Consider the following 25,806-nt stretch of genomic DNA (forward strand, 5'->3'; position numbering starts at 1 on the left):
GAAAAACTGTCAGATGTGTCAGGTTTTAACTAAATGTAGTCAATAAACGTAAATGCGATAATAAGTTATGAATTATGAGTTATAAATGATGAATTGGACTTTGCCACTTAGCATCTTCGCGTGAAAATACTATTTACCGTAAAGCCACTTATGCGATAGCTATCAGCTAAAAGCTGAAACATGTGTTACCTTTTTATATATAAGTTGGTAAGAACTAATTATTTTTCAGGATAAAAAGATTGCTAATTTTCATGGCAATTGTTAGTCATATTAGTGAAAATAAATAAAAGCTATTCATTAAGAGAAGAATTATAGCTAACTTGCAGCCGTTTTTGAAATAGCCTCTCTTGAGGCTATACTTTTTATCAACTAAACATCTTTTGATGAACGATTTTATTTCACTTATCAAGCGGTTTGTTCCGCCATACAAAAGACAAGTAATACTCAATATCTTTTTCAACATACTGAGTGCTTTCCTTAATGTATTCTCATTTGCGTTGATTGTTCCAATTCTTCAGATTTTATTTAAGGTGAACGACAAAGTCTATGAATACATGCCAATGGATTCTTCAAGTATATTCAACTTTAAGATTTTGGAGAACAATGTATATTATTACCTTTCACAAACTATGGATACTCATTCGGCGGCCGCTGTTCTGCTTATATTAGGCCTGATTCTGGTAGTAATGACCATATTGAAAACAGGAACTACCTACCTCAGCGCTTATTTCATTACGGATGTGCGCACCGGGGTTGTAAGAGATATACGCAAACAGATAAACGACAAAGTCTTGTCTCTTCCTCTTGGGTTCTTCTCCAATGAACGCAAAGGTGATATTATGGCTCGTATGACCGGAGATGTGGGTGAAGTAGAAAACTCTGTGATGAGTTCTCTGGATATGATCAGTAAAAACCCGATTATGATTATGATATATCTGGGTACATTGCTATTCATCAGCTGGAAACTCTCTATATTCGTATTCATTCTGCTGCCTATTTCCGGGTACATTATGGGTAAAGTCGGTAAGAGCCTGAAAAAACAATCCGTAGAGGCTCAATCCCAATGGGGCGGTATGATGTCGCAGATAGAAGAAACCCTTAGCGGACTGCGCATTATTAAAGCATTTAATGCTGAAGAAAAGATGATCGAACGTTTCGATAAAACAAGTAATATATTCCGTAACATGTCGAACCGTATCGCACGCAGACAACAATTGGCACATCCGATGAGTGAACTGTTAGGGACAATAACCATTGTTTTAGTGCTATGGTACGGAGGATCTCTCATTCTGGAAGGTAGCGGATATATGGATGCGTCGAGATTTATATATTACCTGACTATTTTCTACCTGATTATCAATCCGGCAAAAGATCTTTCTAAATCGGCTTATGCCATACAGAAAGGTATGGCTTCGGTAGAACGTATAGACAAAATATTAAAGGCTGAAAATAATATAAAGAGCCCTGCAAACCCGAAACCAATATCTTTCAACAGGGAAATAACTTACCGGAATGTATTGTTCAGATACGAGACAAACTGGGTAATAAAAGATGTCAGCATCACAATACCAAAAGGCAAGACCATTGCACTGGTAGGACAATCCGGTTCCGGAAAATCGACAATGGCCGATCTCCTGCCCCGCTTCTATGATGTAAATGAAGGAGGTATCTACATTGACGACACCAACATTAAGGATGCTGATGTACATGATTTACGGGCGCTGATGGGCAATGTGAATCAGGAAGCCATCCTGTTTAACGATACATTTTTCAATAATATATCGTTTGGGGTAGAAAATGCCACAATGGAACAGGTTATCGAGGCCGCCAAGGTAGCTAATGCACATGACTTCATTACCGCCACAGAGAAAGGATATGAAACCAGTATAGGAGACCGTGGCAGCAAACTGTCGGGCGGACAACGCCAGCGCGTCAGCATTGCCCGTGCAATACTGAAGAATCCTCAGATATTGATCCTGGATGAAGCAACATCTGCTTTGGACACCGAATCGGAACGCCTTGTGCAGGACGCTTTGGAAAAACTGATGAAAAACCGCACAACGCTGGTTATCGCTCACCGCTTATCCACTATCAAGAATGCGGATGAAATATGTGTGATGAGTGAAGGTATAATAGTAGAACGAGGACATCACGACGAACTGTATGAGATGAACGGATATTACCGGAAACTGTGCGATATGCAACAGTTCTAATTTAGAAAACGACAAAAGCAATTTGCGAATCTGCTAATTAAATAAATATGGGAAAGAATAAACTTGCCAAATTTGCCAACATGGAGGAATACCCGCACGTATTCCAGTATCCGTTTGCAGTTCTGCAAGAAAAGGGATTTGAAATGAAAGGCAAGTGGAATGCGATGTTTTTCAAAAATGATAATCCTATTGTTCTCGAACTGGGTTGCGGTAAAGGCGAATATACTGTAGGTCTGGCGAAACTGTTTCCTGACAAGAATTTTATCGGAATAGATATAAAAGGCGCCAGAATGTGGACAGGTGCAAAACAGTCATTCAACGAAAAATTGACAAATGTAGCTTTCCTGCGTACCCATATCGAACTGATAACCCACTTCTTTGCCAAAGGAGAAATTTCCGAGATATGGATAACGTTCCCCGATCCGCAAATGGGTAAGGTAAACAAGCGTATGACTTCAACCCGTTTTATGAAACTGTATCGTCAGATTCTGTCAGACAATGGTATCATACACCTGAAGACCGATAGTAATTTCATGTTTACATACACCTGTGAAATGGTAAAAGCCAATACGCTTCCTGTATTGTTCCAGTCAGATGACCTATATCATTCGGGACTAGTGGATGATATTCTTAAAATACAGACATTCTATGAACAACAATGGCTTTCGCGTGGTTTAAATATCAAGTATATAAAATTTGAGGGCGCCGCACGTGATAACTGGACTGAACCCGATATTGAAATCGAAAAAGACCCGTATCGCAGTTACGGACGCAGTAACGAATTAAATCAATCAACTAAAAATGGCTAATATATATCCTAAACTGATTATCGACGCACTACGCAATGTGCGTTATCCCGGTACAGGGAAAGATATTGTGGAAATGGGCTTCGTATCCGATGATATACATATCGATGGTATGAAGGTTAGTTTCTCCATGATGTTTGACAAACCGAACGATCCGTTTATTAAATCGGTTGTAAAAGCGGCCGAGACAGCTATACTTACATATGCAGATCCCGGCATTGAAATTAAAGGTAATATAGAAGTAAGAACCAAGCAGGCGAAGCAACCAAAACCGGCGACACTTCTTCCTCAGGTGAAAAATATCATTGCCATATCATCAGGAAAAGGTGGTGTAGGTAAAAGTACCGTATCGGTAAATCTGGCTGTAGCCCTAGCTAAAAAGGGCTATAAGGTGGGATTATTGGATGCCGATATATTCGGACCTTCATTACCCAAAATGTTTGGTGAAGAAGAAGCTCAGCCATATTTAGAACCGATAGATGGTAAAGAATATATTATCCCTGTTGAAAAATATGGCGTAAAAATGCTTTCCATAGGCTTCTTCGTGAACAAGAACGATGCTGTGGTATGGCGTGGCGCAATGGCAGGAAATGCTTTGAAACAACTTATAGCCGATGCCAATTGGGGAGACCTCGATTATTTTCTTATCGACTTTCCTCCCGGCACAAGTGACATACACCTTACATTGGTGCAAACGCTGGCTATCACAGGTGCAGTAGTGATAAGTACGCCTCAGGAGGTGGCTCTGGCCGATGCGCGCAAGGGAATCAATATGTTTACCAATGATAAGGTCAATGTGCCAATACTAGGGCTGGTAGAAAATATGGCATGGTTCACTCCTGCTGAACTGCCGGAAAACAAGTACTACATATTTGGTAAGGATGGAGCTAAAAACCTGGCTGAAGATATGAATGTACCTTTACTAGGACAAATCCCTATCGTACAGAGTATCTGTGAAGGAGGGGATAAAGGTACGCCGGTGGCCCTGAATGAGAATACGATAACAGGTATGGCATTCGCTCATCTGGCTGATAACTTTATAGCTTCGGTAGATAAACGGAATAGTCAATTTGCCCCTACCCAGAAAGTAGAGGTAAGTAACAAATAATAGGAATAGAGGGCACAGGGATGTCCTCTTTTCATTTGGATCATTAACTCTATTACATTCATATTTGTATATTTGCATTAAGAGAAGCACTATCATATATCACTAAACCCATATATATGCAACTAATCGACGGAAAAGCCATTTCGGCGCAGATGAAAAAAGAAATAGCAGCAGAAGTAGCGCAAATAAAGGCCGCAGGAGGAAAAACACCTCATCTGGCAGCTATACTTGTCGGACACGATGGTGGCAGCGAAACCTATGTAGCCAGTAAAGTGCGGACATGCGAGGAGGTCGGATTTAAATCATCCCTTATCCGCTTCGAAGACAATGTCAGTGAAGAGGATTTACTAGCCTGCGTCGATAAGTTGAACAATGATGCTGATGTGGATGGCTTTATAGTTCAACTCCCTCTGCCAAAGCATATTTCGGAGCAGAAAGTGATTGAGGCAATAGATTACCGGAAAGATGTGGATGGCTTTCACCCTATCAATGTAGGACGCATGTCCATCGGTTTGCCTTGCTTTCTTTCGGCTACTCCGGCAGGCATATTGGAACTGTTGAAAAGATACGAGATACCAACTCAGGGGAAACATTGCGTTGTTCTTGGCCGTAGCAATATAGTAGGTAAGCCTGTAGCCAATCTGATGATGCAGAAAGGCTATCCGGGCGATGCTACCGTAACGGTCTGTCACAGCCGTACTCCTAATATCAAAGAGGTATGCCAGAGTGCCGATATTATCATTGCCGCCCTTGGTGTCCCCGGGTTCCTGAAAGGCGATATGGTCAAAGAAGGTGTTGTTGTTATAGATGTAGGTACAACCCGCGTGCCATCTACCGAGACAAAATCGGGCTTCAGGCTGAAAGGTGATGTAGCTTTCGATGAAGTTGCGCATAAAGCATCTTATATCACCCCCGTTCCCGGAGGCGTAGGACCTATGACCATTATCTCATTGATGCGGAACACATTGCTGGCAGGAAAGAAAGAAATATATGGCTAAAAATAAAATATCACTGTAAATTACTTATTTACAGTGATATTTACACTCTGTGACCCTGGCGGGAATCGAACCCACAGCTAAGGAACCGGAATCCTTTATTTTATCCATTAAACTACAGGGCCATTCATTGGCGACACAAAAATATAAAAATATTCTCAGCTTTTATATTATAACCCATAAAACAATTCGGAAACGGGGCTGAAACTTCATCTCTCCCCTAAATCCATATACATATTCTGGAAAAATGCCTTTGCGCTCTTTTCCAGTTCAACATTCCCTGATTGGTGAATAATCTCCTGCCTGTCATTATCATAAGTAACTGTCCCTGTCGAATCTGTCATACAAAAACCATTTACATAAGAGTAAAAAGCAAACTTGCGACTATTCGGATTCAACATATCTGCACTAAATCTAAAGTCAGTGTGTCTTAAGTTTAACTGAGACAGTAAAGTAGCCGCCAGATCGTTCTGCGAACCAAAATCAGATACAACCCTTGGTTCTTTCACAGCCCCACCAAGCCAAATCATAGGAATATGAAATCGTCTGGGATCGCTATTGTTCAGACCACCGGGATATGACTGCATCGCATGGTCTGCAATAAATATAAGGAGTGTATTATCCCATAAGGCTGTTGATTTCAGCCGTTCAACAAAGCTACCTAAACATTCGTCCGTATATGATACTGCATTCAGGAAAGGCTCTCCAAACTTATGTACAGGAACATCAAATGGCTCATGGCTGCTAAGTGTCAATACTGTCTTCATAAACGGTGTTTCTTGCTTCTGAGTCGTTATATCTTTATACGCCCTGTCAATAAGAAATTTATCCGGCGCTCCCCATTTAGTCATTCGCTCATTTAGCGGAAAATCTTTATCCGAAACGACTTCTTTAATCGCACAGGCTCCAACAAAATACGACCGCATATTTGCAAAGTCGGCATCGCCCCCGTAATAAAATGAAAGGTTCTCATACCCTGCCTGTTTCAATGTTCTTGGAATAGTAGGCAGATTCTCCGTTTTTTGCGGATACTTCATAATGGCAACCGTTGGATGTGCGGGATAACCACTGAGAACGGAAACCAACCCTCTGTCGGTTCTGAAACTATTCGCATAAAAATTATCAAATAAGATACCCTCTTTTGCAAAACGGCTCATATTAGGCGCAATGACAGAGTCCAAGGCCGCTTCAGCAGAAAAACTCTCTAGTATAAATAATATTATGTTGGGCCGGTCGGTATTCAGTAATTGCGGAATACTGTCTGCAGGCGGTTGTATCATTAGTGTATCAAAAATAGCCGTAGCTTCGGTCTTATCATAAAACTGGTATTGCGAGCCGAAGTTATCCGATTTGAAGAAAGAATACATCAAATTGAACTGAGGATTGATCGCCGCATGATTAAGAAACATATTATCACTGAAATAGGCTTTCCCTACATTCATTGTTGAAACGGTCACCCCTCCTCGTATTGGTAAGAATAAGGCCGCAGTCAAAAGTATCATAACCAGACAAGCCTTCCATATAGATTTAGGTACGGTTAATTTTAATATCTGCTTACGGATTATAAACACATAACCAATGTATACAATCAGACTAAACACTATTGCAGCCAAAAATCCCATAATAATTTCCAGAGCGGAAGCGCTTGCAAAAGTTTCTTTCGGCTTTTGTAAATAAAGGAATACAGTAGAATCGAAATGGAAACCCCAATACGGATATACAACAAGGTCAACTACTGCTATAACTACTACCAGAGAAAGAATTATTCCAAAGTATACATTGAATACCTTAGCTATGACCTTAGGTTCGATCCAGATGGAAAAAATAAGTATAAGTGCCGGGATGGCTGCAAGGTATCCGCTCATAGACATATCGAGCGGTAAGCCGTGATACAACACCTGAAAGATTTCAGAAGATGTAATCCCTCCTCCGGCAGAAGAATGCATCAACATGAAAGCCAGCTTCTCTATACAAAATATAAATATAAAATAGACAAATATGGTGATGAGAAGTAATATCCTTTGTTTCATTAGCTTAAGTATATATTTATATTATGAATATAAGAAGGTATTTAATGCAAAATTATTTTATCGTAACTAATTATTGTTGTTTTAGATACGAAAGAATAAACAGGTCTACGACCTTAGTTAGAAAGATTGACAGGGCTGCTACTGACCGCTTACAAAACACAAAGATAAAATATATCGGAAAAAAGTACAGTCCTTTTATGGAATTTCAACACAATATTGCTCTATTAAGTAAAAATAGAAGTTTAATCCTTAAAAAATCAAATATTATGGCTAGTATAGATACCAACAGTGGAGGAAAGGACAAAAAAGGAAAACCTCAACGAAGAACTTTAAGAGTGGATTTCACCCCGATGGTGGATATGAATATGCTACTTATTACATTTTTCATGTTTTGCACCACCCTCAGTATACCACAAGTAATGGACATTGCAATGCCTGCACCAACAGGGGAGATAAAAATTCCCGGATCAAAATCTGTTACTGTTATCCTGGGAGAACAGGACAAAATCTACTATTATGCAGACGTAGCCAATTACGAAGATTATACATCGCTAAAGGAAACCAATTATATGGGACTACGGCAGATGCTTCTGGAACGGAACAGCTTTGTAGCGTCCAAGATACAAGATTTGAAAAAGAAATATTACAGGAAAGAAATAAATGAAAACCAGCTGAAAAGCCTGATCTCTGAAGTAAAGAAGTCTGATGAAGGACTTAATGTTGTTATTAAAGCGACTAAAGACTCCAATTATAAAAATCTGGTGGATGCTCTCGACGAAATGCAAATATGCGGGGTTGATAAATACACTATCGTCGATTTGCAAGAAGGGGATAAGTTCCTGATGGAGAATCTCAAAACAAAAGGCAGCTTAACCGCAATGGCAGAAAGGCCTAAATAAGTAACAATCTTCACACATTCATATAAATAGGGAAAAGCCGGCGACTAATATAGTTTCCGGCTTTTCCTCAAATTATATATGGATAGTTGATCTCTAAATCATAAAATGCAGGCGGTTCTGCAAATTCACTTCGGCTATACCTCCATCAATGTCCAGATATAGGATATTCATATTCGGATAAATTTCCTTGATTCGCTTTTCCACTCCTTTGGCTACAATATGGTTTGCAATACAGCCGAATGGCTGCAAACAAACCACCTTATTCACACCCTTACGGGCATAATGGGCAATCTCGCCCGGTATCAACCAGCCTTCTCCAAACTGATTGGAAAGGTTGAGAACTTCGGATGCTGCTTCTGCTTTGGCATATATGGATTCTGAGGCTTCATAGAATTTAAATTTGCTCAGAATCTTTTCCGATTTCTTTACCTTACCATTGATATACCACCAGATCAGAGGTTTCAAAGTTTTTGAGAAAATTGTTTCCTCAGCCAGTCCATTCTCTACATTCACCTTACTATTCACAAAGAACTGCATCAGGAAGTCGAGAAGCGGAGGCGTGGAAACCTCTACATTCTTAGAGCGAAGCCACTCCGAGATATTTGCCTGCGCATAATTATTATACTTTACAAAGATTTCCCCGATAAGGCCTACTTTAGAATACTCTTTGTCAAAAATCGGTATATTATTAAAATCCTCTACTGCTTCCTTCAATAGGCGGAACAATGTTTTCACATCTTTTGCCCTAACGGCGTCTATCCCTCGTTCGATATAGAAGTCAAACACTTCCTGCGAAGCACCTTCTTTCTTTTCCCTGACGGATATAGCCCCATGCATTTGCTGTAATCCATCACCATAGAGTACCAGTGGAATAGCCAGCTTCGCAATCTTTTTCCATTCCAGTGTAAACTCACTTTCTCCGTTTTGATAGGTATCTCCCGAACTTAATGCTATGACAGGGATATCGTTAAACCCGGCATTTTGCAGTCCTGTCTTGATTTGCGCAATATAATTAGTTGCCCGGCATTGCCCACCGGTTTGGGTTATTGCCAGAACAATATCTTTCACATCGTAATTTCCGGATTGCAAGGTGCTTATAATATCACCAAGAACAAGAGTCGACGGATAACAAACTTCATTATTGCCATACATCAAACCCAGATCGGCGGATAGTTTATTCGATTTCGGCAGGTTTTCCACCTTTAAACCTAGTATTTCACCCAATGCCGGAGCAAACGGAGATATAAAATCGCATAACCACGGTATAAGGATTGTTTTATTGCCGTCCTTCGCCTTTTTGTACGGGACAGAATAACCCTTGTATTCCTGAGCAGTAGTTACATCAAAAGACTTTACTGCTTTCAATGACTCTACTAAAGAACGAAGACGCAAACGGATAGAACCCGGACTGGCAATTTCGTCAATACGAAGCACTGTTATATTTTTACCAACGGCCTTCAGTATATCCCGTGTCTCATCCATAAAGAAAGAATCGGGACCACATCCGAATGAATTCAGCTGTATCAGTTGCACATTCTGAGGCAGTTTAGCTACTTCCATAGCAGCCTGTACCACGCGGTTAGGGTACGACCATTGGGATATGATATTCAGTTTCCCGAAGCCATGACTTTCGGGTTTGCGAAAGACATCATCCGTCAGTACAATAACCCCGAGGTCGGAGAGGATTTGCCCTACTTTCTGATGTATCAGAGGGTCGGTATGATATGGGCGGCCTGCAACAACAAATATCAGCTCTCCTGTTTCTATTGCCTTATCCAGCAATTCTTTCTGATAACCATATAACTCCTGCTTCAATCCGTTCTTTACCTCCAATGCCTTTGAAAAGGCTTTCTCGAAAGCAGACTTGGTTACGCCCAGTCCTGATAAATAATTGAAACAGCCTTTCGCCAAAGCTTTATCACTACTGAAAGTAATCACAGGCTCATCGAATGGGATACCATGACGGCCCGATGGGTCAATTGAACTTTGAATCACATCAGGATAACCACTGACAACAGGGCAGTTAAATGAGTTGGACGCCTGTCCGAATTCCTTTTCTTCCTTTGGTACTATCGGATAAAATATCCTGTCTACTTTTTGCTCTATCAAAGCAAGGATATGCCCGTGAACCAGTTTGGCAGGGAAACATATATTGTCGGACATCACGCCTCCTACCCCTTTCTGATAAAGAGGGAATGTAGATTCGGGCGATAAACGGACATTAAATCCGCACTCTGACAACAATGTATGCCAGAACGGATAATTATCGAACATGTTCAGTACACGAGGGATACCGATAGTTTTTCCTTTTTCTATATTGTCCGCATTAACCGGACGTGCGAAAAGTATCTCGTTTTTCTTGTCAAAAGCATTATATCCGGCTTTTCGGTCATTGCTTTTATTGTAAAATACCTTTTCGCATTTATTACCTGCATAGCTGATATTTCCATTGTTAAATTTGAACCGAAGTACCGAACAAAGATTTGTACAACCCTTACAGGTCAGTTCTTTCGAGTCTATCGTACTTACATCGAACAGAGCCTCCTCCCCTGCAAAAGCAGTTTCTTCCAGTCCCTTCTGCCAAAGGCGTTGCGAATATAGAGCAGCCCCCAATGCCCCCATCAGTTCGGGATGATCGGTAGAACTTACTGTTTTACCCGACAACAATTCCAAAGCTCGATAAACAGCATCGTTGCGGAACGTTCCCCCCTGCACCACAATATGGTCGCCTAACTGATTCAGATTGGATATTTTCAATACTTTAAACAAGCAATTCTTTACCACAGAATAAGCCAGTCCCGCGGCGATATCGTCATTGCCTGCATTCTCGCGAAGCGACTGCTTCACTTTCGAGTTCATAAAAACTGTACAGCGTGAACCTAAATCGCTCGGAAATCTTGCAAGACAGGCAGCACGGGTAAAGTCCGCCAGTTCCATATTCATAGTAGTTGCAAAATTCTGTAAAAAAGAACCACAACCGGCCGAACAAGCCTCGTTCAGTTCTATATTTGATATCAGCCCGTTACTGATAAATATCGACTTTATATCCTGCCCGCCGATGTCGAGCACGAAGGATACATCAGGGTCTACATATTGCGCCCCCGAAAGATGGGCAATAGTTTCCACTATACCATAATCGAGTCCGAGTGCAGACTTCATCAGGTCTTCGCCATACCCGGTAGCCGCCGAAGACAGGAATTTCACTGTAACACCTTTTTCTTCAGCTTCTTTATAGAACAACTCCAACCCCTCCATCACTTTCTTGAGAGGGTTACCTTCGTTATTTCCGTAGAATTTATAGATAATATTCGCATCGGTATCCATTATTACCACTTTTGAGGTTGTGGAACCCGAATCGATACCTAAGAAGCATTCTACATACTTTTCTTCACCCAATGCTCTAAACTGCAGAGTCTTTACATTGCGGTTGGCATCCCATTCTATATACTCCAGTTCGTCTTTGAACAGAGCCGGCAACGCTTCACTGTGGTTAGACGAAGTGGACTCATTGAGCTTCTCGATCAGACAATTTAATTCAAAAGATTTTGCGCCATCTTCTTCATATAAAGCAGCTCCCCAGGCAGGGAAAAATTCTCCATTCTCAGGTACAATAATATCCGAAGCCTCAATTTTCAATACATCGCGGAAAGAATTACGAAGGGCAGGGATAAATGTTAATGGGCCACCGATACATATCACTTTAGGCACTACATCACATCCACGGGCAAGTGTTGTGACCGACTGCAAGGCTACTGCATGCAAGATAGAAGCAGAAATATCCGAAACAGGGATATTACGGCTTATCAGGTTCTGCACATCTGTTTTGGCAAATACGCCACAACGTGACGCTATGGGGTATATCTTATCATAAGTCAAAGCCTTTTCGCCCAGTTCATTTACCGATATATTCATCAGGCTGGCCATCTGGTCGATAAATGCACCTGTCCCTCCGGCACAACTTCCATTCATACGGATATCGGGATGACGGCCTTCACTAAAGAACACCATCTTAGCATCTTCTCCACCCAGATCGATAAGTGTATGGGCGGCAGGATAAACATTCTTTACTACCTCAACGGCAGCAACTACTTCCTGTACAAAGGGCATCCCTACACGCTCTCCGATACCCATACCGGCCGAACCTGAAATATTAATATTAAATATAGTATCGGGATATAACTCTACAACTTTTTGCAGTTCTGTTACAAGAGTTTGTTGTATATTAGCCTGATGACGACAATAGGATTTGTGTATAATTTGTTGATTATTATCCAAAACGACAATCTTCACAGTTGTCGAACCTACGTCAACTCCCATTTTATATTGTTGTCTTTTATTCATATTATAATGTAGTTTAGTTTTTTTTGAACTCTTTATCGCACGGTTTCAATGCGTTTATCGTAAATTCTATTACATACTTCTCATGATTGGCAATCAGCTCATCATATATATTGCGGGGAATTTCCATCAATGTCATAGCCAGATTTCCAAACATAAAAGGGAACATACACAGCGATAATATATTCAGTAAAAAATCGGCGGCAGGAGTCTCTCTTATCGTACCTTTTTTGATCTCTTCCTCTATGCGTTCCTCAACCTTACTGAAAGATATATATGGATTACGAGCTTTAATCCTGTTAGTCAGGCCGGCAGGATTAAGGCTTACTTCATTCAGTATAAACGCCGCGATTTGCGGATATTCGAAAAGGATTTCATAGTAAGTATGTATCCAGGTTTCGATAAGTTCAAAAAATGGCAGGTCAGATGTTATCGTTTCAAATATCCTTTTTGTGAATACATCGAGGGCATCTTCAAATATGATCTCAAATAAATTATATTTCGATTGGAAATAATAATTTACCATGGCCACATTCGTGCCCGAGGCCTTTGCTATATCCCTGACACTGGTTCCCTTAAAACCATTTTTGATAAAAAGCACTTGTGCCTCTTTAAGAATTCGTTTCCTTACTTCCGAAGAATCTTCATTATTAAACATGTGTTCTAAACGATTGTTTAGTTACAAAAATAAAAAAGATTATCGGACTAAACAAGTGTTTAAGTATTCAATAGTATTTTAATACAATAATTTAGAACTTGAATAAATGCAACATTAAACATCTATGTTTATCATTCTTTCAGGAAAAATGACTTAATTGCGGCGAATAATTATATCTGTAAAAATTACCTGACATGATAAAAAATAAAATTCTTCTTTCCCTTTTTCTCATCCTATTCAGTTTTTCAACCTTCGCCCAAAAGCCGAAAAGCCTTGTAGCCCCAGGCGCAAAAATAGAGAAGTTAGCCGATGGTTTCAGCTTCACCGAAGGGCCTGCCGCAGATAAAAAAGGGAATGTATATTTTACAGACCAGCCAAACGACAAGATCCTAATATGGTCGACAGATGGCAAGCTATCGACATTCTTGGAAAATACCGGACGGGCAAACGGCCTCTATTTTGACCGGAACGGAGGCCTGCTCTCGTGCTCGGATATGGATAATGAATTATGGAGCATTGATAAGGAAGGCAATCATACTGTCCTAATCACAGATTTCAACGGGAAAAAGCTAAACGGCCCTAATGATTTGTGGATACATCCAAACAGTGGTATTTACTTCACAGACCCACTATACAAACGTGATTATTGGACCCGAAGTCCTGAAATGCAACAGGAAGGACAATATGTTTATTATCTTTACCCGGACAGGAAGACCGTAATAAAAGTCGCAACAGACCTTGTCCAACCAAATGGTATAATTGGCACTCCTGACGGGAAACAATTATATATTGCCGATATCGGGGCAAATAAAACATATGTTTATGACATACTTCCCGATGGCTCTCTTACAAATAGGAAACTCTTCACCTCGTTAGGTTCGGATGGAATGACTATTGATAATGAAGGGAATATTTATCTGACAGGACGGGGTGTCACAGTCTTCAATCCTGAAGGAGAGCAAATAGAGCATATTCCTGTTGAAGCAAACTGGACTAGCAACGTTTGCTTTGGAGGCAAAGACATGAAAACCCTCTTTATTACAGCCTCTCAGTATTTATATAGCTTGCGCATGAATGTAAAAGGAGTCAGATAGTTCACTTTCTGCTACCGAGAAAGGCCAATGCTTTTTCCATATCTTCCGGAGTATCTATACCGATAGTTTCTGCATCTGTATATCCCACACGGATGCGGTATCCGTTTTCTATCCAGCGAAGCTGCTCCAACGATTCCGCCTTTTCCAATAAGGATTGAGGTAATCTGGTTATTTCATTCAGAATATCGGAGCGGTAAGCGTACATACCAATATGCTTGAAAAAAGTATGCTTATCGAGCCATTCGGTATGGTGCGCATCCCGGATATAAGGTACAATGGAACGGCTGAAATAAATGGCCTCGTTCTTTTTATTCACAACTACTTTAGGCGAGTTCGGGTTGAACAGAACTTCAAAACCATCTTCTTTTTTAAATGGCTTTACCAATGTTGCCAGTTCAACATCTTTGTTGTCAAAACAGTTTTTAAGCGCTTCGATCTGTTCGGGTTGAATAAACGGCTCATCACCTTGCACATTAATTACCACATCGAATCCCCCTCCTACTCTAGCATATGCCTCTTGTATACGGTCCGTACCGCTCTTGTGATCCGGCGAAGTCATTACAGCCTTTCCTCCAAAAGATTCTACGACTTCGAATATCCGGGGATCGTCCGTTGCAACCCATACTTCGTCAATGGCTTTCTTTACCTGCTCATAAACACGTTGTATCATAGGCATTCCAGCCATATCAGCAAGAGGCTTTCCCGGAAAGCGCGTAGAAGCATAACGGGCTGGAATAATAACTACAAATTTCATACTGACTCTTATTAAATGATATACAAATTTAGAAAATAAACTTATTATTCTTTCTTTACTCTATGAATGCTTTGCAAAAATGAAGTCTTTATTTACTGTTTGCAAGTGGCTTTTACAGTAATTAAAACACCTCCTTTTTTTGCATCTGCATATATGTGCCTATCGGAGATATAGGTAGCTCATATACAATACATAGATAAAGTTATCCCTGAAAAATACATTTCATAGAATATTCTCTACAAAAAAAGACAGCCTCATCAACTGTCTTTTATATTTTAGATTCCGAAGAATAATGGCGGTTTATCCCACACTACCTTCCAGACTTATCTGTAATAGTTTTTGGGCTTCTACTGCAAATTCCATAGGCAGATTTTGCATCACTTCTTTTGCATATCCGTTTACAATCAGGCCGACAGCCTCTTCCGTACCAATACCACGCTGGTTACAGTACAGTATCTGGTCTTCACTGATTTTCGATGTTGTAGCCTCATGCTCAATGATTGCACTTGGATTGGCAATATCCGAGTATGGGAAAGTATGTGCACCGCATTTATCGCCCAACAATAAGCTGTCGCATTGTGAGTGGTTACGAGCGCCTTCTGCTTTCGGAGATACCTTTACCAGTCCACGATACGAGTTTTGGCTTTGTCCGGCAGAAATACCTTTCGATACGATGCGGCTCCGGGTATTCTTCCCTATATGAATCATTTTCGTTCCTGTATCAGCCTGTTGGAAATTGTTCGTTACGGCTACAGAATAAAACTCGCCGATAGAATCATCCCCCGCAAGGATACATGAAGGATATTTCCATGTTACAGCTGAACCGGTTTCCACTTGTGTCCACGATATCTTAGATCCGCGTCCTTTACAAACACCCCGTTTAGTCACGAAGTTGTAAATACCGCCTTTACCTTCTTTATCGCCCGGATACCAGTTCTGGACAGTCGAATATTTCACCTCGGCATGGTCGAGAGCAACAATCTCCACAATAGCCGCGTGCAACTGGTTTTCATCACGCATAGGCGCTGTGCAGCCTTCGAGGTAACTCACATACGAATTGTCGTCGGCAACGATCAGTGTACGTTCAAACTGTCCTGTATTAGCAGCATTGATACGGAAGTATGTAGATAATTCCATCGGGCAACGAACGCCTTTAGGAATATATACGAACGACCCGTCGCTGAATACTGCCGAGTTGAGTGTCGCAAAGAAATTATCACGATACGGCACTACCGACCCGAGGTATTTTTTCACCAACTCGGGATGCTCCTGCACAGCTTCACTGAACGAGCTGAATATAATCCCTTTTTCGGCCAGCACTTCTTTAAATGTCGTTTTCACCGAAACACTATCCACTACCGCATCTACAGCCATACCCGTCACACCTGCCAGTATTTCACGCTCGTGAAGAGGCACGCCCAACTTATCAAATGTCTTCAACAGTTCGGGATCTACCTCATCCAAACTTTTGGGACCGTCTTTCTTTTTAGGTGCAGCAAAGTAACTGATGCTTTGGTAATCTATCGGCGGAATCTTGAGCATTGCCCAATCCGGCATATCCATTGTCAGCCAGTGACGGTATGCTTTCAGACGGAATTCGAGCAGCCATTCGGGCTCGTTCTTCTTTGCCGAAATCAGACGGACAACATCTTCGTTGAGTCCTACCGGAATAACCTCTGTTTCTATGTCTGTTACAAATCCGTATTTGTAATCACCGGAGGTAACATCTTCTAAAATTTTATCTTGAGTTTCTTGCATGAGTAATTAATTGTTTAGCCGATAGCCTTGGCCATCGTGCTGTTAGCTCTTTCAGTTTGCAAAGATACGATATTCCACGCACTTAAAATACATATATAAATATTTTGCATCACTCATAGAACAGATAGAACAGGCTTTTGTTTGCTCTTTTTCGTTTTTATAAGGACTTACCCCCTTTTAGTATAATATTATTAAAGCAGGCCGCAAGCGGATGTATTTCTCTTTTTCGCCATTCTTAAAAACTTAATCCGTACTTTTGTTCCTCATAAGTAAAAGAAGGTATTTAATGCAACATTATTTAATCATAACTGACTATTGCTGTTTTTAAATACGAAAACGCGAAATAGGTCTGCGACCTTAATCCAAGACAAAGTGGGAAAAAGCAAATTTTATACAAAAGAGGAAGAATTGGCAAACAGCCTGTCACATGCCGTAGGTATTCTGCTGGGCATCAGCGGTGGATATATACTCCTCGCCACTGCTATTGAGAACGGTAGCGAGTGGGCTATTGGTTGTGTTATCATCTACCTTTTCGGTATGATGGCGTCGTATATCACATCTACATGGTATCATGGCTGCAAGCACGACCGGCGGAAAAGTATGCTCCGTAAATGCGATCATGCTGCCATCTACCTGCATATAGCAGGTACATATGTTCCATTTACACTGCTGGTACTGCGTAACGAAGGTGCATGGGGCTGGTCACTTTTCATCTTCATTTGGCTGGCTGCCATAGCAGGCCTGATACTTAGTTTTGCCAAACTAAAAGACCATAGTAATCTGGAAACAATTTGCTTTGTACTGATGGGTTGCGCCATACTTGTCGCTTTCAAACCCCTGGCCGATGCATTATCTGCCGACGGACGCATCCGAGCTCTTTACCTGCTTATAGCAGGAGGAGTTTCATATATAGTGGGAGCTCTCTTCTACTCGTGGACAAAGAAGAAATATATGCATACTGTTTTCCACTTCTTCGTACTGGGTGGAAGCGTCTGTCATATGATTGCGATCTATTTCCTTTTGTAAAAAGTAACACATATCAGTTAACAGTCAACAGTTAGCAGTTAGCAGTTAACAACTTGAACTCTAATCTACTCATAATTGCCCGCAGGACGGAGTAACTTGTATCTTTCTTCAAAAGGTAACAAAGGTTACACAAAGAGCAACTAATAATTAAGAATGAATAATTAATAATTGGTTTGTTATGCTAAGCTGAACGAAGCGTCTCTTTTATAAGAACTCCGTGCTACTCCTTTTTGGCTCTGCCGACCGTTGGTTCTCCGTGTTTAAAAATAAAAGGTAACACATTTTTGGCTTTCAGTTGATAGCTGTTAGCCAATATCTTATGTACAAAACCTGACAAACCTGACGACTTTTCACACAATTTTTTATTATCACTTTTTCTTCTAAAAACTCCGTAACTTCATCTTAATCAGGGTTGAGATATAACGCTCGCAAAGATGCAAAGGCGCAAAAAGGTAACACTTGTAACACCGAAAGCAATTAAGAATTAAGAATGAAAAATTAAGAACCACCGGTCAGCGGAGCTAATTCTTTCCCTCGTAACTGCCCAAAGGGCGAAGTAACTTGTAACTATAACAAAGGTAACAGATATATCAGTTAACAGTCATCAACTCATAAGTAGGGGAAGCGAATCATCCCGTAAATAAAAAGACTCCGTGCTACTCCGTTTACTCTGTGGTTAAAAATAAAAGGTAACAAAGGTTACACTATTTCATTCATTTGCTAATATGCTAATTTGTAAATCTGCCAATCAAAATTTCAAAGAACTATAAGCTAACAGCTAAAGGCTATTAGCTATTATTACATAGATAAATTATTCGAAAGTTTATATACAAATCAGTCCTGCTCTCCAAGATTAATTGTAACACCCCGTTTTTTCTTCCGTCATAATAATAAAATTGATGTTACATAAATTAAGCTTAATGATGAGAAGCGCGATCATTTTATTATTTATTTCCCTCTTTAGTATTTCTTTGCAAGCGATTGATGTGAAAGGACGTATAATAGACGTAAATACAAAGAAGCCGGTCGAGTTCGTAACGATGGTATTACTAAAGACCGACTCCACATATATTACCGGCTGCCAGACGGATACATTGGGTTTATTTGCTATGGCAGGACAATTCCAGAAACAGGATTATCTACTGAAAGCCTCCTTTCTGGGATACAGGACTGCATTTATAAAGATAAGTAACTTGTCGTCTCACCTCGACTTAGGCGATATAGAGATGATTGAAGAATCGAAAGCACTGGGAGAGGTAACAGTGACGGCTAACAGAATAATAAATAAAGTAGACAGGCAGATAATCCTTCCCGATTCGATGCAGATAAAAAGTTCTGTCAATGCCTTCGACCTGCTAAGCAATATGTCGCTTGCCCGCTTGAATATCGACCCTGTAAACCAGACAATAAAAGTAGGCAATGAAGAAGTACAACTTCGGATCAATGGTGTACGTGCTACCGTACAGGAAGTTGCCGCTCTCCGCTCGAAAGATATCCTGCGAGTGGAATATTTTGAAGACCCCAGCGTGCGTTTCGGCAACGAAAATGTAGGCGCGGTCGTAAACCTGATCGTGGACAGGCAGAAGAATTATGGCGGATATGTATCCGTAGACGGGCGCAATTCTCCTTATGTAGGATTCGGAGACGATAATATTACGTTCAAGATGAATAATAAAGCGTCGGAATTCGGGCTTAATTATTATATAAATTACAGGTCTTACGATAAACGATGGACAGAACAAAGCGAATTACTGAATTTCCCGGCAAATCCGGTCTCCCGGGAACAAAGGGGAATCGAAGCCCCTATGGAATACCAGTATCATCGCTTCAACCTGACATATAACCTGACATCCGTAGATAAATATGTGTTTAATGTGGCTCTTAAGAATCAGCTTTATAATTACGATAATACAACAGACTTCAATAACTTCTACTCCGACAAGGTTACCCCGGCTTATTCCAGCGCGAGGCGGAATGGCTTCGAGTACACTCCGGCTCTGGATATATATTATAAGCAGGAATTGAAAAATAAGCAATCGCTGGCTGTTAATATAGTAGGTACATATATCAATTCGGACAGTGAAAGCAATTATCTGGAATCGGAGGAATCCGTGCCGCAGACAGAGATCTATAACAAGGTGGATGGTAATAAATATTCAGTTATCGGTGAAGCTGTTTATGAAAAACAGTTCGAAAACCTGACCTTTAGCGCCGGGGCGAAACATACGCAGGGTTTTGCAGATAATACATACAGAGGGAATACGGATACAAAAACGGAAATGAAAAACTCCGATTCGTATGCTTTTGCACAGATACAAGGCAAGATAGCAAAAAAATTGGGTTATACTTTAGGGCTCGGCGGCTCGCGCATCTGGTTTAAGGAGGGAGAGAATGATGCGGCATTTTATACAATCCGCCCTTCCGTGCAGTTAAATTATCCGTTCAATGATAATCTGTCGGTAAAGTATTCATTTGTAGTGAGCAACAGAACACCGTCGTTAGGCCAGCTCAGCAGTGTGGAACAACAGGTAGACGCTTATCAGCTCAGCAGGGGCAATCCTGATCTGAAACTTACCAATACATATAACAACAAGCTGATATTCAATGTAAACAAAGGGATTTTTGACATCAGCACTACACTAGGATATATGTATTTCGATAAAGTTATTGTCAATACATACAGCATAGAGGGAGATAAAATCGTGTCGTATTCAGACAATCATAAAGGGCAGCATTACTTCTACTGGTCGGGAGATATTACCGCTAAAATAATAAAGGACATCTGGACTCTGACCGGCTGGTTTGGCCTGCAACGGGATATCTTCAATGCAAACACCGGGATAAACCATACTTATAATGCTATTTATGGAGGATTCCGCTCAAATGTATTGTATAAAAATCTCAGCTTTGTTATAGGATTGAATTCCCGCTATAAGGAATTATGGGGAGAATCTATTTACTACGGGGAGGACTGGAACTATATAGAAGCCGGATATAAGCACAAAGAGGCTAAATTATCGCTGGGGATGTCATATCCGTTCAAGGATTACTGGAGTGCCGGCAGTAGAAATATCTCATCCGTAAAACCGGCAACATCGTGGTCGTACATAAAAGAGAACGGGCATATGCTTTACCTGCGCTTTTCATGGAACATGTCTTTCGGGCGTAAGCATGAGGCAGGGAAGAAGAGCCTGGATAATACCGATACGGATAAGGGGATATTATAGGGATTTCAAGATTTCAGGTTTCAAGATTATTCTCCTTAATTTTGAAATCTTGAAACCTGAAATCTTGAAACAACAATCATTCCCCTCCCACAGTCAGTTTACTCACCAATACCGATGGTAAACCCTGTCCGACCGGAACACCCTGCCCGTCTTTGCCGCAGGTCCATGCACCTTCGTCTATTTTCAGGTTGTTGCCTGTCATGGTGATGTCGGCCAACGCTTTCGGGCCGTTACCTATGATGTTTATATCTTTTATCGGCCGGGTCAGTTTTCCGTTCTCTATCAGGTAGCCTGTCTTTACAAAGAATGTGAAGTCCCCGGCGCCGATCTGTACCTGCCCGTTTGTGAAATTATCCACATACACACCTTCTTTTACGGATGCTATAATATCGGCTTCCGGCGTATTCCCTTCTTCCATATAGGTAACCCGCATACGTGGTAATGGCGCGTACCGGAACGATTGACGCCGCCCGTTTCCCGTCGGTTCCACACCGTAATGCTTTGCGCTGATGCGATCGTGCAGGTAACTTTCGAGAATGCCGTCCTTTACAATGTATATCTTTTGGCTCTCCACGCCTTCATCGTCGAAATTGATTGCGCCACGGGCATGTTCTATTGTGCCGTCATCCACAATGTTGATACCGGGCATACAGATCCGTTTGCCAAACCGGTCGGAAAATATAGATACATTTTTCCTGTTAAAGTCAGCCTCGAAGGTATGTCCGATAGCTTCGTGCAACAGAATACCCGAACTTCCGGCTCCCATAACCACAGGCATCTCGCCACCTTTAGGCTTTATGGCTTCGAACATGAGGGAGGTCTGTGCTACGGCTTCGCGGGCAATCGTTTCAATTAATTCCTCGTTCAGGAACTCGAATCCTTTCCGGTAGGCGCGTGAGCAATAGCCATTTTCTATTTTGCCGTCCTGCTCCATCGTACAAGAGCCTGACATGATCGACATCGGACGGTAATCCCAGGTCAGTATACCTTCCGAGTTGAAAAAAAGGATATATGATGTAGCATCATTCAGACTTACAGATGCTTTGATAACACGGGGATCGAGCTCGAATATCCTGTCATTCAATTTCTGGACAAATAGTTTTTTGTCGGCTACCGATACGTCTAGCCAGGGCTTTTCTATTTTATAATAGTTATGAAAATGGCTTTCTCTTATTTCAACCGCATTATTTGTCCTTACAAGCATTGACGCGATACTTGCCGCTGTGCGGGCCGCTTTCAGTAAATCCTTAATATCCGTATTCTCCACATAGGCATATCCGGTCTGATCTCCCGACACCACCCTTACTCCCGCACCGTAATCAATATTCGAAGCGGCGCGGTTTACTTCCCCGTCCCGAAGCGAGATATTATTGCTGAATGTATGCTCAAAATATATATCGGCGTAATCCCCTCCTTTGCTCAGGGCTTCGGAGATCACTTTCAGTAAGTCACTTTCCGTGACGGAGAAATGTTGCAGTATATTCTGTCTGTTTATATTATCTATCATAATAATTCTGAAGTCTCCATTTTCTTGAATTTGTTTATCTGCCATATAAACATCGCCGCGGTCAACAATGTTGACAAACTATCTGCCACCGGCAATGAGAACCAGACACCATTCAGTTGGAAAAAGTGCGGTAATATGATCAGAGCAGGGATAAGCAACAGAAACTGGCGAGTCAGACTAAGAAAGATTGATTTCGCCGCCATCCCTATACACTGAAAGAAATTGGTAACCACAATCTGAAAGCCCACCAATGGCAGCATCACGGTTATGATGCGCAGAGCTTTCGATGCTTCGGCAGCCAGCGGGGCAGAAGGGTTGAACGGCTGTACTATAACATTAGGTAACAGCAGTCCGATTGCGCATCCTACAATACCTATACATACCCCTACTTTAATCGTATAATTGAGTGTTTCTTTCACCCTACTTATCCTTCTGGCTCCATAGTTATACCCCACTATCGGCTGCATACCTTGTGTAAGTCCTACCAGTACCATGATAATGATCATTACCAGGGTATTGGCAATAGCATATGCTTCTATGGCCACATTGCCGCCATACACTTTCAGCTTGTTGTTGAGCATGAATACCACGACCGACGCAGCTACCTGAATAAAGAAAGGGGACAAACCGATGCTGGCGATCGCCCATACTATCTTCGGATTCAGCCCTATGTTTTTCCTGCGTAAACGGAGCATACTGTTTTGGTTCATAAAGTGATGCATAACGAAGCATAACCCGATGAACATGGATATAATAGTTGCAATAGCAGCTCCCTTAATCCCCCATTCCAGTACAAATATGAATATGGGAGCAATAATGATATTCGCTATCACACCGATCAGCATAGTATACATTGCCTTGGTCGGATAACCTGATGCGCGCATCATACTGTTGAAATTGAAGCACATGGTGAGGAAGATATTTCCCGGCAAATAATATAAGAGGAATTCTTTTGCATAAGGGAACGTTTCTTCAGTTGCACCTATTTGCATCAGTATAGGATCGAGGAACATAAATAATACGGTGACTAATGTTCCGGTCAGTATAAGGGTCATCAGAAAAGAGTTGCCTATTATTTTCTCGGCGGTTTCCTTATCACCCCTACCCAGGCAGATAGATATGCGGCTTGCCGAACCAGCCCCTACCAGCATACCCACAGCTGCAGTCAGGTTCATAATAGGCAGTACGATTCCCAGTCCTCCGATAGCATGGTCTCCCAGATTAGGGCCATGTCCGATATAAATACGGTCGATAATATTGTATAGCGCGTTGACCATTGTTCCCACGATAGCCGGGAGCGCATATTGCCAGAGTAGTTTACTTATCTTTTTATTCTCTAATTCATCTATGTTTGCGGTTTTCAACATTTTTAATCTGTTCTAATACGGTTAAGGAGTGTAGCCCTCCCATCTTTGAGGGTGCAAAGGTACAATTTATATTACTTATTTCACATGTAAAGGTCTCCGATTTTACCTATATCAATTTTCGTTTTTTTGTTAAAAAAAGAACTGCTTTCACGTGTGGTGTCTATTAAACCGAATACAAAACGTGTATTTGTGATTATATTTTTTAACTTTGCGTGGTTATTCGCATACGAACCAATTTTTATTTTTGAAATAAAAAAATCTGAAGATAGATTGATAATGAATATACTAGAATTAAGCGAACAGGAAATCTTTCGTAGACAAAGTTTAGAAGAGTTGAGAGCGTTAGGGATAGAACCGTATCCGGCAGCGCTGTATGATGTAAATGCATATTCAAAAGAGATAAAAGAAAGCTTCAAAGACGAAGCAGGACGTCGTCAGGTAACCATTGCCGGCCGTATCATGGGTCGCCGTATCATGGGTAAAGCTTCATTTGTGGAGTTGCAGGATGCGGAAGGACGTATACAAGTATATATATCACGTGACGATTTATGTCCGAGCGAAGATAAAGAACTTTATAATACAGTTTTCAAGAAGTTACTGGACATAGGAGACTTTATCGGCGTTAAAGGATTTGTGTTTCGTACACAAATGGGTGAAATCTCTGTTCATGCCGAAGAATTGACGGTGTTAGGAAAATCGCTTCGTCCGCTTCCTGTAGTGAAGGTGAAAGACGGGGTTACCTACGACGGATTTACCGATCCGGAACAGCGTTATCGCCAGCGTTATGTCGATCTGATCGTCAACGAAGGCGTAAAAGATACCTTTATCAAGCGTACAAAAGTCTTCAATTCGATGCGTGAATTCCTGAACGGACACGGATATATAGAGGTGGATACTCCCGTACTGCAAAGCATACCGGGAGGGGCTACGGCACGCCCGTTTATTACTCATCACAATGCACTGGATATCCCATTGTATCTGCGTATCGCAAATGAACTTTACCTGAAACGCCTGATAGTCGGAGGATTCGACGGAGTGTATGAGTTTTCCCGTAACTTCCGCAACGAAGGTATGGACAGGACACACAACCCGGAATTTACAGTAATGGAATTCTATGCCGCATATAAGGATTACAACTGGATGATGGATTTCACCGAGCGTATGCTGGAGAAAATCTGTATGGATGTGCATGGAACTACCAAAGTGAAGATGGGTAAAAATGAGATTGATTACAAAGCGCCTTACCCACGTGTGACCATGATAGATTCCATTAAGCATTTTACAGGTGTGGATATTAGCGGAATGAATGAGGTTCAGCTTCGCGATGTTTGTAAACAGCTTGGCGTGGAACAGGACGAGACGATGGGCAAAGGAAAGCTGATAGATGCCATCTTTGGAGACAAGTGTGAAGGAAATTATATACAACCCACATTTATCATCGACTATCCGGTGGAGATGTCGCCGTTGACAAAGAAACACCGTAACAACCCCGAACTTACCGAGCGTTTCGAATTGATGGTAAACGGTAAGGAACTTGCGAATGCCTATTCGGAGTTGAATGACCCGATAGATCAGCGCGCCCGTTTCGAAGACCAGCTAAAATTATCGGAAAAAGGAGATGACGAAGCGATGTTTATCGATCAGGATTTCTTGCGTGCACTGGAATACGGCATGCCGCCGACAAGCGGTATCGGTATCGGCATGGACCGTCTGGTAATGTTTATGACCGGACAGGAAAGTATTCAGGAAGTGATGTTCTTCCCTCAGATGCGCCCTGAAAAAGTGGCGAAGAAAGATCCTGTCGCAAAATATACAGAACTGGGTATTTCGGAAGAATTGGTTCCTGTTCTCCAAAAAGCCGGATACCTTACAGTGGAAGACTTGAAAGATGTCAATCCACAGAAGATAAGACAGGATTTAGGTGATATCAACAAAAAGCATAAGCTGGAACTGGCATTGCCTTCGGTTGAAGTGATTGAGAGTTGGGTGAAAAAATAAATTAGCGAATTAAGTAAATTAGCAAATT

16 protein-coding genes and 1 tRNA gene are annotated in these 25,806 nt (G+C 41.3%); 9 read left to right on the plus strand and 8 right to left on the minus strand.

All coding sequences use genetic code 11. The features are described from left to right. Window positions 1-383: 383 nt before the first annotated feature. The 4 genes from IR083_RS04810 to folD all read left to right on the plus strand — a co-directional run bounded on the left by IR083_RS04810 (window position 384) and on the right by folD (window position 5,125). Window positions 384-2,213: an ABC transporter ATP-binding protein gene (locus tag IR083_RS04810; protein WP_006801394.1), complete on the plus strand. Its 1,830-nt coding sequence runs from the start codon at window positions 384-386 to the stop codon at window positions 2,211-2,213. Window positions 2,214-2,260: 47 nt separating this feature from the next. After that, entirely contained in the window at window positions 2,261-3,022 is a 762-nt protein-coding gene (gene trmB, locus IR083_RS04815) for a tRNA (guanosine(46)-N7)-methyltransferase TrmB (RefSeq protein ID WP_194223462.1), read from the plus strand. After that, complete coding sequence (locus IR083_RS04820; RefSeq protein WP_194223463.1) at window positions 3,015-4,127, plus strand: Mrp/NBP35 family ATP-binding protein; 1,113 nt, start codon at window positions 3,015-3,017, stop codon at window positions 4,125-4,127. The genes trmB and IR083_RS04820 overlap by 8 nt, the downstream gene beginning before the upstream one ends. Window positions 4,128-4,243: 116 nt before the next feature. Next, the gene (gene folD, locus IR083_RS04825) at window positions 4,244-5,125 is read left to right on the plus strand and encodes a bifunctional methylenetetrahydrofolate dehydrogenase/methenyltetrahydrofolate cyclohydrolase FolD (protein WP_194223464.1); all 882 of its coding nucleotides are present in this window, start codon (window positions 4,244-4,246) and stop codon (window positions 5,123-5,125) included. Window positions 5,126-5,175: 50 nt separating this feature from the next. Here folD and IR083_RS04830 read toward each other — a convergent pair. Both IR083_RS04830 and IR083_RS04835 read right to left on the minus strand, forming a co-directional pair. Beyond that, a tRNA-Arg gene (locus IR083_RS04830) sits at window positions 5,176-5,247 on the minus strand. Between the two features lie 84 nt (window positions 5,248-5,331). Further along, a complete protein-coding gene (locus IR083_RS04835) occupies window positions 5,332-7,152 on the minus strand; it encodes an LTA synthase family protein (protein WP_006801398.1) in 1,821 nt (606 codons plus the stop codon). 266 nt (window positions 7,153-7,418) lie between these two features. Here IR083_RS04835 and IR083_RS04840 point away from each other — a divergent pair, with 266 nt between their 5' ends. Then, window positions 7,419-8,051, plus strand: coding sequence for an ExbD/TolR family protein (locus tag IR083_RS04840; RefSeq protein ID WP_044216822.1), 633 nt, complete (start codon window positions 7,419-7,421; stop codon window positions 8,049-8,051). 93 nt (window positions 8,052-8,144) lie between these two features. Here IR083_RS04840 and IR083_RS04845 read toward each other — a convergent pair whose 3' ends face one another. Together IR083_RS04845 and IR083_RS04850 are read right to left on the minus strand one after the other, a co-directional pair. Further along, window positions 8,145-12,392, minus strand: coding sequence for an acyl-CoA dehydratase activase (locus tag IR083_RS04845; RefSeq protein ID WP_194223465.1), 4,248 nt, complete (start codon window positions 12,390-12,392; stop codon window positions 8,145-8,147). Window positions 12,393-12,405: 13 nt separating this feature from the next. After that, window positions 12,406-13,047, minus strand: a complete 642-nt coding sequence (locus IR083_RS04850) for a TetR/AcrR family transcriptional regulator (protein ID WP_006801401.1) — start codon at window positions 13,045-13,047, stop codon at window positions 12,406-12,408. Between the two features lie 194 nt (window positions 13,048-13,241). On the opposite strand from IR083_RS04850, the gene IR083_RS04855 reads away from it, so the two are divergent. Beyond that, on the plus strand, window positions 13,242-14,141 hold the full coding sequence (locus tag IR083_RS04855; RefSeq protein ID WP_194223466.1) for an SMP-30/gluconolactonase/LRE family protein: 900 nt from the start codon (window positions 13,242-13,244) through the stop codon (window positions 14,139-14,141). 1 nt (window position 14,142) lies between these two features. On the opposite strand, the gene kdsB is transcribed toward IR083_RS04855, so the two are convergent. Next, the gene (kdsB, locus tag IR083_RS04860; protein WP_194223467.1) at window positions 14,143-14,895 is read right to left on the minus strand and encodes a 3-deoxy-manno-octulosonate cytidylyltransferase; all 753 of its coding nucleotides are present in this window, start codon (window positions 14,893-14,895) and stop codon (window positions 14,143-14,145) included. Window positions 14,896-15,195: 300 nt separating this feature from the next. Beyond that, window positions 15,196-16,653: a Fe-S cluster assembly protein SufB gene (gene sufB / locus IR083_RS04865; RefSeq protein ID WP_194223468.1), complete on the minus strand. Its 1,458-nt coding sequence runs from the start codon at window positions 16,651-16,653 to the stop codon at window positions 15,196-15,198. A 372-nt stretch (window positions 16,654-17,025) separates the two neighbouring features. Between sufB and trhA the strand changes: the two genes are divergently transcribed. Further along, entirely contained in the window at window positions 17,026-17,679 is a 654-nt protein-coding gene (gene trhA, locus IR083_RS04870; RefSeq protein ID WP_194223469.1) for a PAQR family membrane homeostasis protein TrhA, read from the plus strand. Between the two features lie 920 nt (window positions 17,680-18,599). Further along, window positions 18,600-20,906: an outer membrane beta-barrel protein gene (locus IR083_RS04875; protein WP_242052366.1), complete on the plus strand. Its 2,307-nt coding sequence runs from the start codon at window positions 18,600-18,602 to the stop codon at window positions 20,904-20,906. A gap of 76 nt (window positions 20,907-20,982) precedes the next feature. Here IR083_RS04875 and IR083_RS04880 read toward each other — a convergent pair whose 3' ends face one another. Both IR083_RS04880 and IR083_RS04885 read right to left on the minus strand, forming a co-directional pair. Continuing rightward, the gene (locus IR083_RS04880) at window positions 20,983-22,413 is read right to left on the minus strand and encodes a TldD/PmbA family protein (protein WP_194223492.1); all 1,431 of its coding nucleotides are present in this window, start codon (window positions 22,411-22,413) and stop codon (window positions 20,983-20,985) included. Next, window positions 22,410-23,780: an MATE family efflux transporter gene (locus IR083_RS04885; RefSeq protein WP_194223470.1), complete on the minus strand. Its 1,371-nt coding sequence runs from the start codon at window positions 23,778-23,780 to the stop codon at window positions 22,410-22,412. The genes IR083_RS04880 and IR083_RS04885 overlap by 4 nt, the downstream gene beginning before the upstream one ends. Window positions 23,781-24,056: 276 nt before the next feature. On the opposite strand from IR083_RS04885, the gene lysS reads away from it, so the two are divergent. Further along, window positions 24,057-25,778 carry a lysine--tRNA ligase gene (lysS, locus tag IR083_RS04890; protein ID WP_194223471.1) on the plus strand — a complete coding sequence of 574 codons (1,722 nt, stop codon included), beginning with the start codon at window positions 24,057-24,059 and terminating at the stop codon, window positions 25,776-25,778. Window positions 25,779-25,806: the final 28 nt, after the last annotated feature.

It is taken from the genome of Dysgonomonas sp. GY75, assembly GCF_015234155.1.
In the GTDB taxonomy this organism is placed as follows: Bacteria; Bacteroidota; Bacteroidia; order Bacteroidales; family Dysgonomonadaceae; genus Dysgonomonas; species Dysgonomonas gadei.

Coding starts and splice junctions, on each gene's coding strand:
- IR083_RS04810 (WP_006801394.1), top strand. CDS start 384: ATGAACGATTTTATTTCACTTATCAAGCGGTTTGTTCCGCCATACAAA.
- trmB (WP_194223462.1), top strand. CDS start 2,261: ATGGGAAAGAATAAACTTGCCAAATTTGCCAACATGGAGGAATACCCG.
- IR083_RS04820 (WP_194223463.1), top strand. CDS start 3,015: ATGGCTAATATATATCCTAAACTGATTATCGACGCACTACGCAATGTG.
- folD (WP_194223464.1), top strand. CDS start 4,244: ATGCAACTAATCGACGGAAAAGCCATTTCGGCGCAGATGAAAAAAGAA.
- IR083_RS04835 (WP_006801398.1), bottom strand. CDS start 7,152: ATGAAACAAAGGATATTACTTCTCATCACCATATTTGTCTATTTTATA.
- IR083_RS04840 (WP_044216822.1), top strand. CDS start 7,419: ATGGCTAGTATAGATACCAACAGTGGAGGAAAGGACAAAAAAGGAAAA.
- IR083_RS04845 (WP_194223465.1), bottom strand. CDS start 12,392: ATGAATAAAAGACAACAATATAAAATGGGAGTTGACGTAGGTTCGACA.
- IR083_RS04850 (WP_006801401.1), bottom strand. CDS start 13,047: ATGTTTAATAATGAAGATTCTTCGGAAGTAAGGAAACGAATTCTTAAA.
- IR083_RS04855 (WP_194223466.1), top strand. CDS start 13,242: ATGATAAAAAATAAAATTCTTCTTTCCCTTTTTCTCATCCTATTCAGT.
- kdsB (WP_194223467.1), bottom strand. CDS start 14,895: ATGAAATTTGTAGTTATTATTCCAGCCCGTTATGCTTCTACGCGCTTT.
- sufB (WP_194223468.1), bottom strand. CDS start 16,653: ATGCAAGAAACTCAAGATAAAATTTTAGAAGATGTTACCTCCGGTGAT.
- IR083_RS04875 (WP_242052366.1), top strand. CDS start 18,600: ATGATGAGAAGCGCGATCATTTTATTATTTATTTCCCTCTTTAGTATT.
- IR083_RS04880 (WP_194223492.1), bottom strand. CDS start 22,413: ATGATAGATAATATAAACAGACAGAATATACTGCAACATTTCTCCGTC.
- IR083_RS04885 (WP_194223470.1), bottom strand. CDS start 23,780: ATGTTGAAAACCGCAAACATAGATGAATTAGAGAATAAAAAGATAAGT.
- lysS (WP_194223471.1), top strand. CDS start 24,057: ATGAATATACTAGAATTAAGCGAACAGGAAATCTTTCGTAGACAAAGT.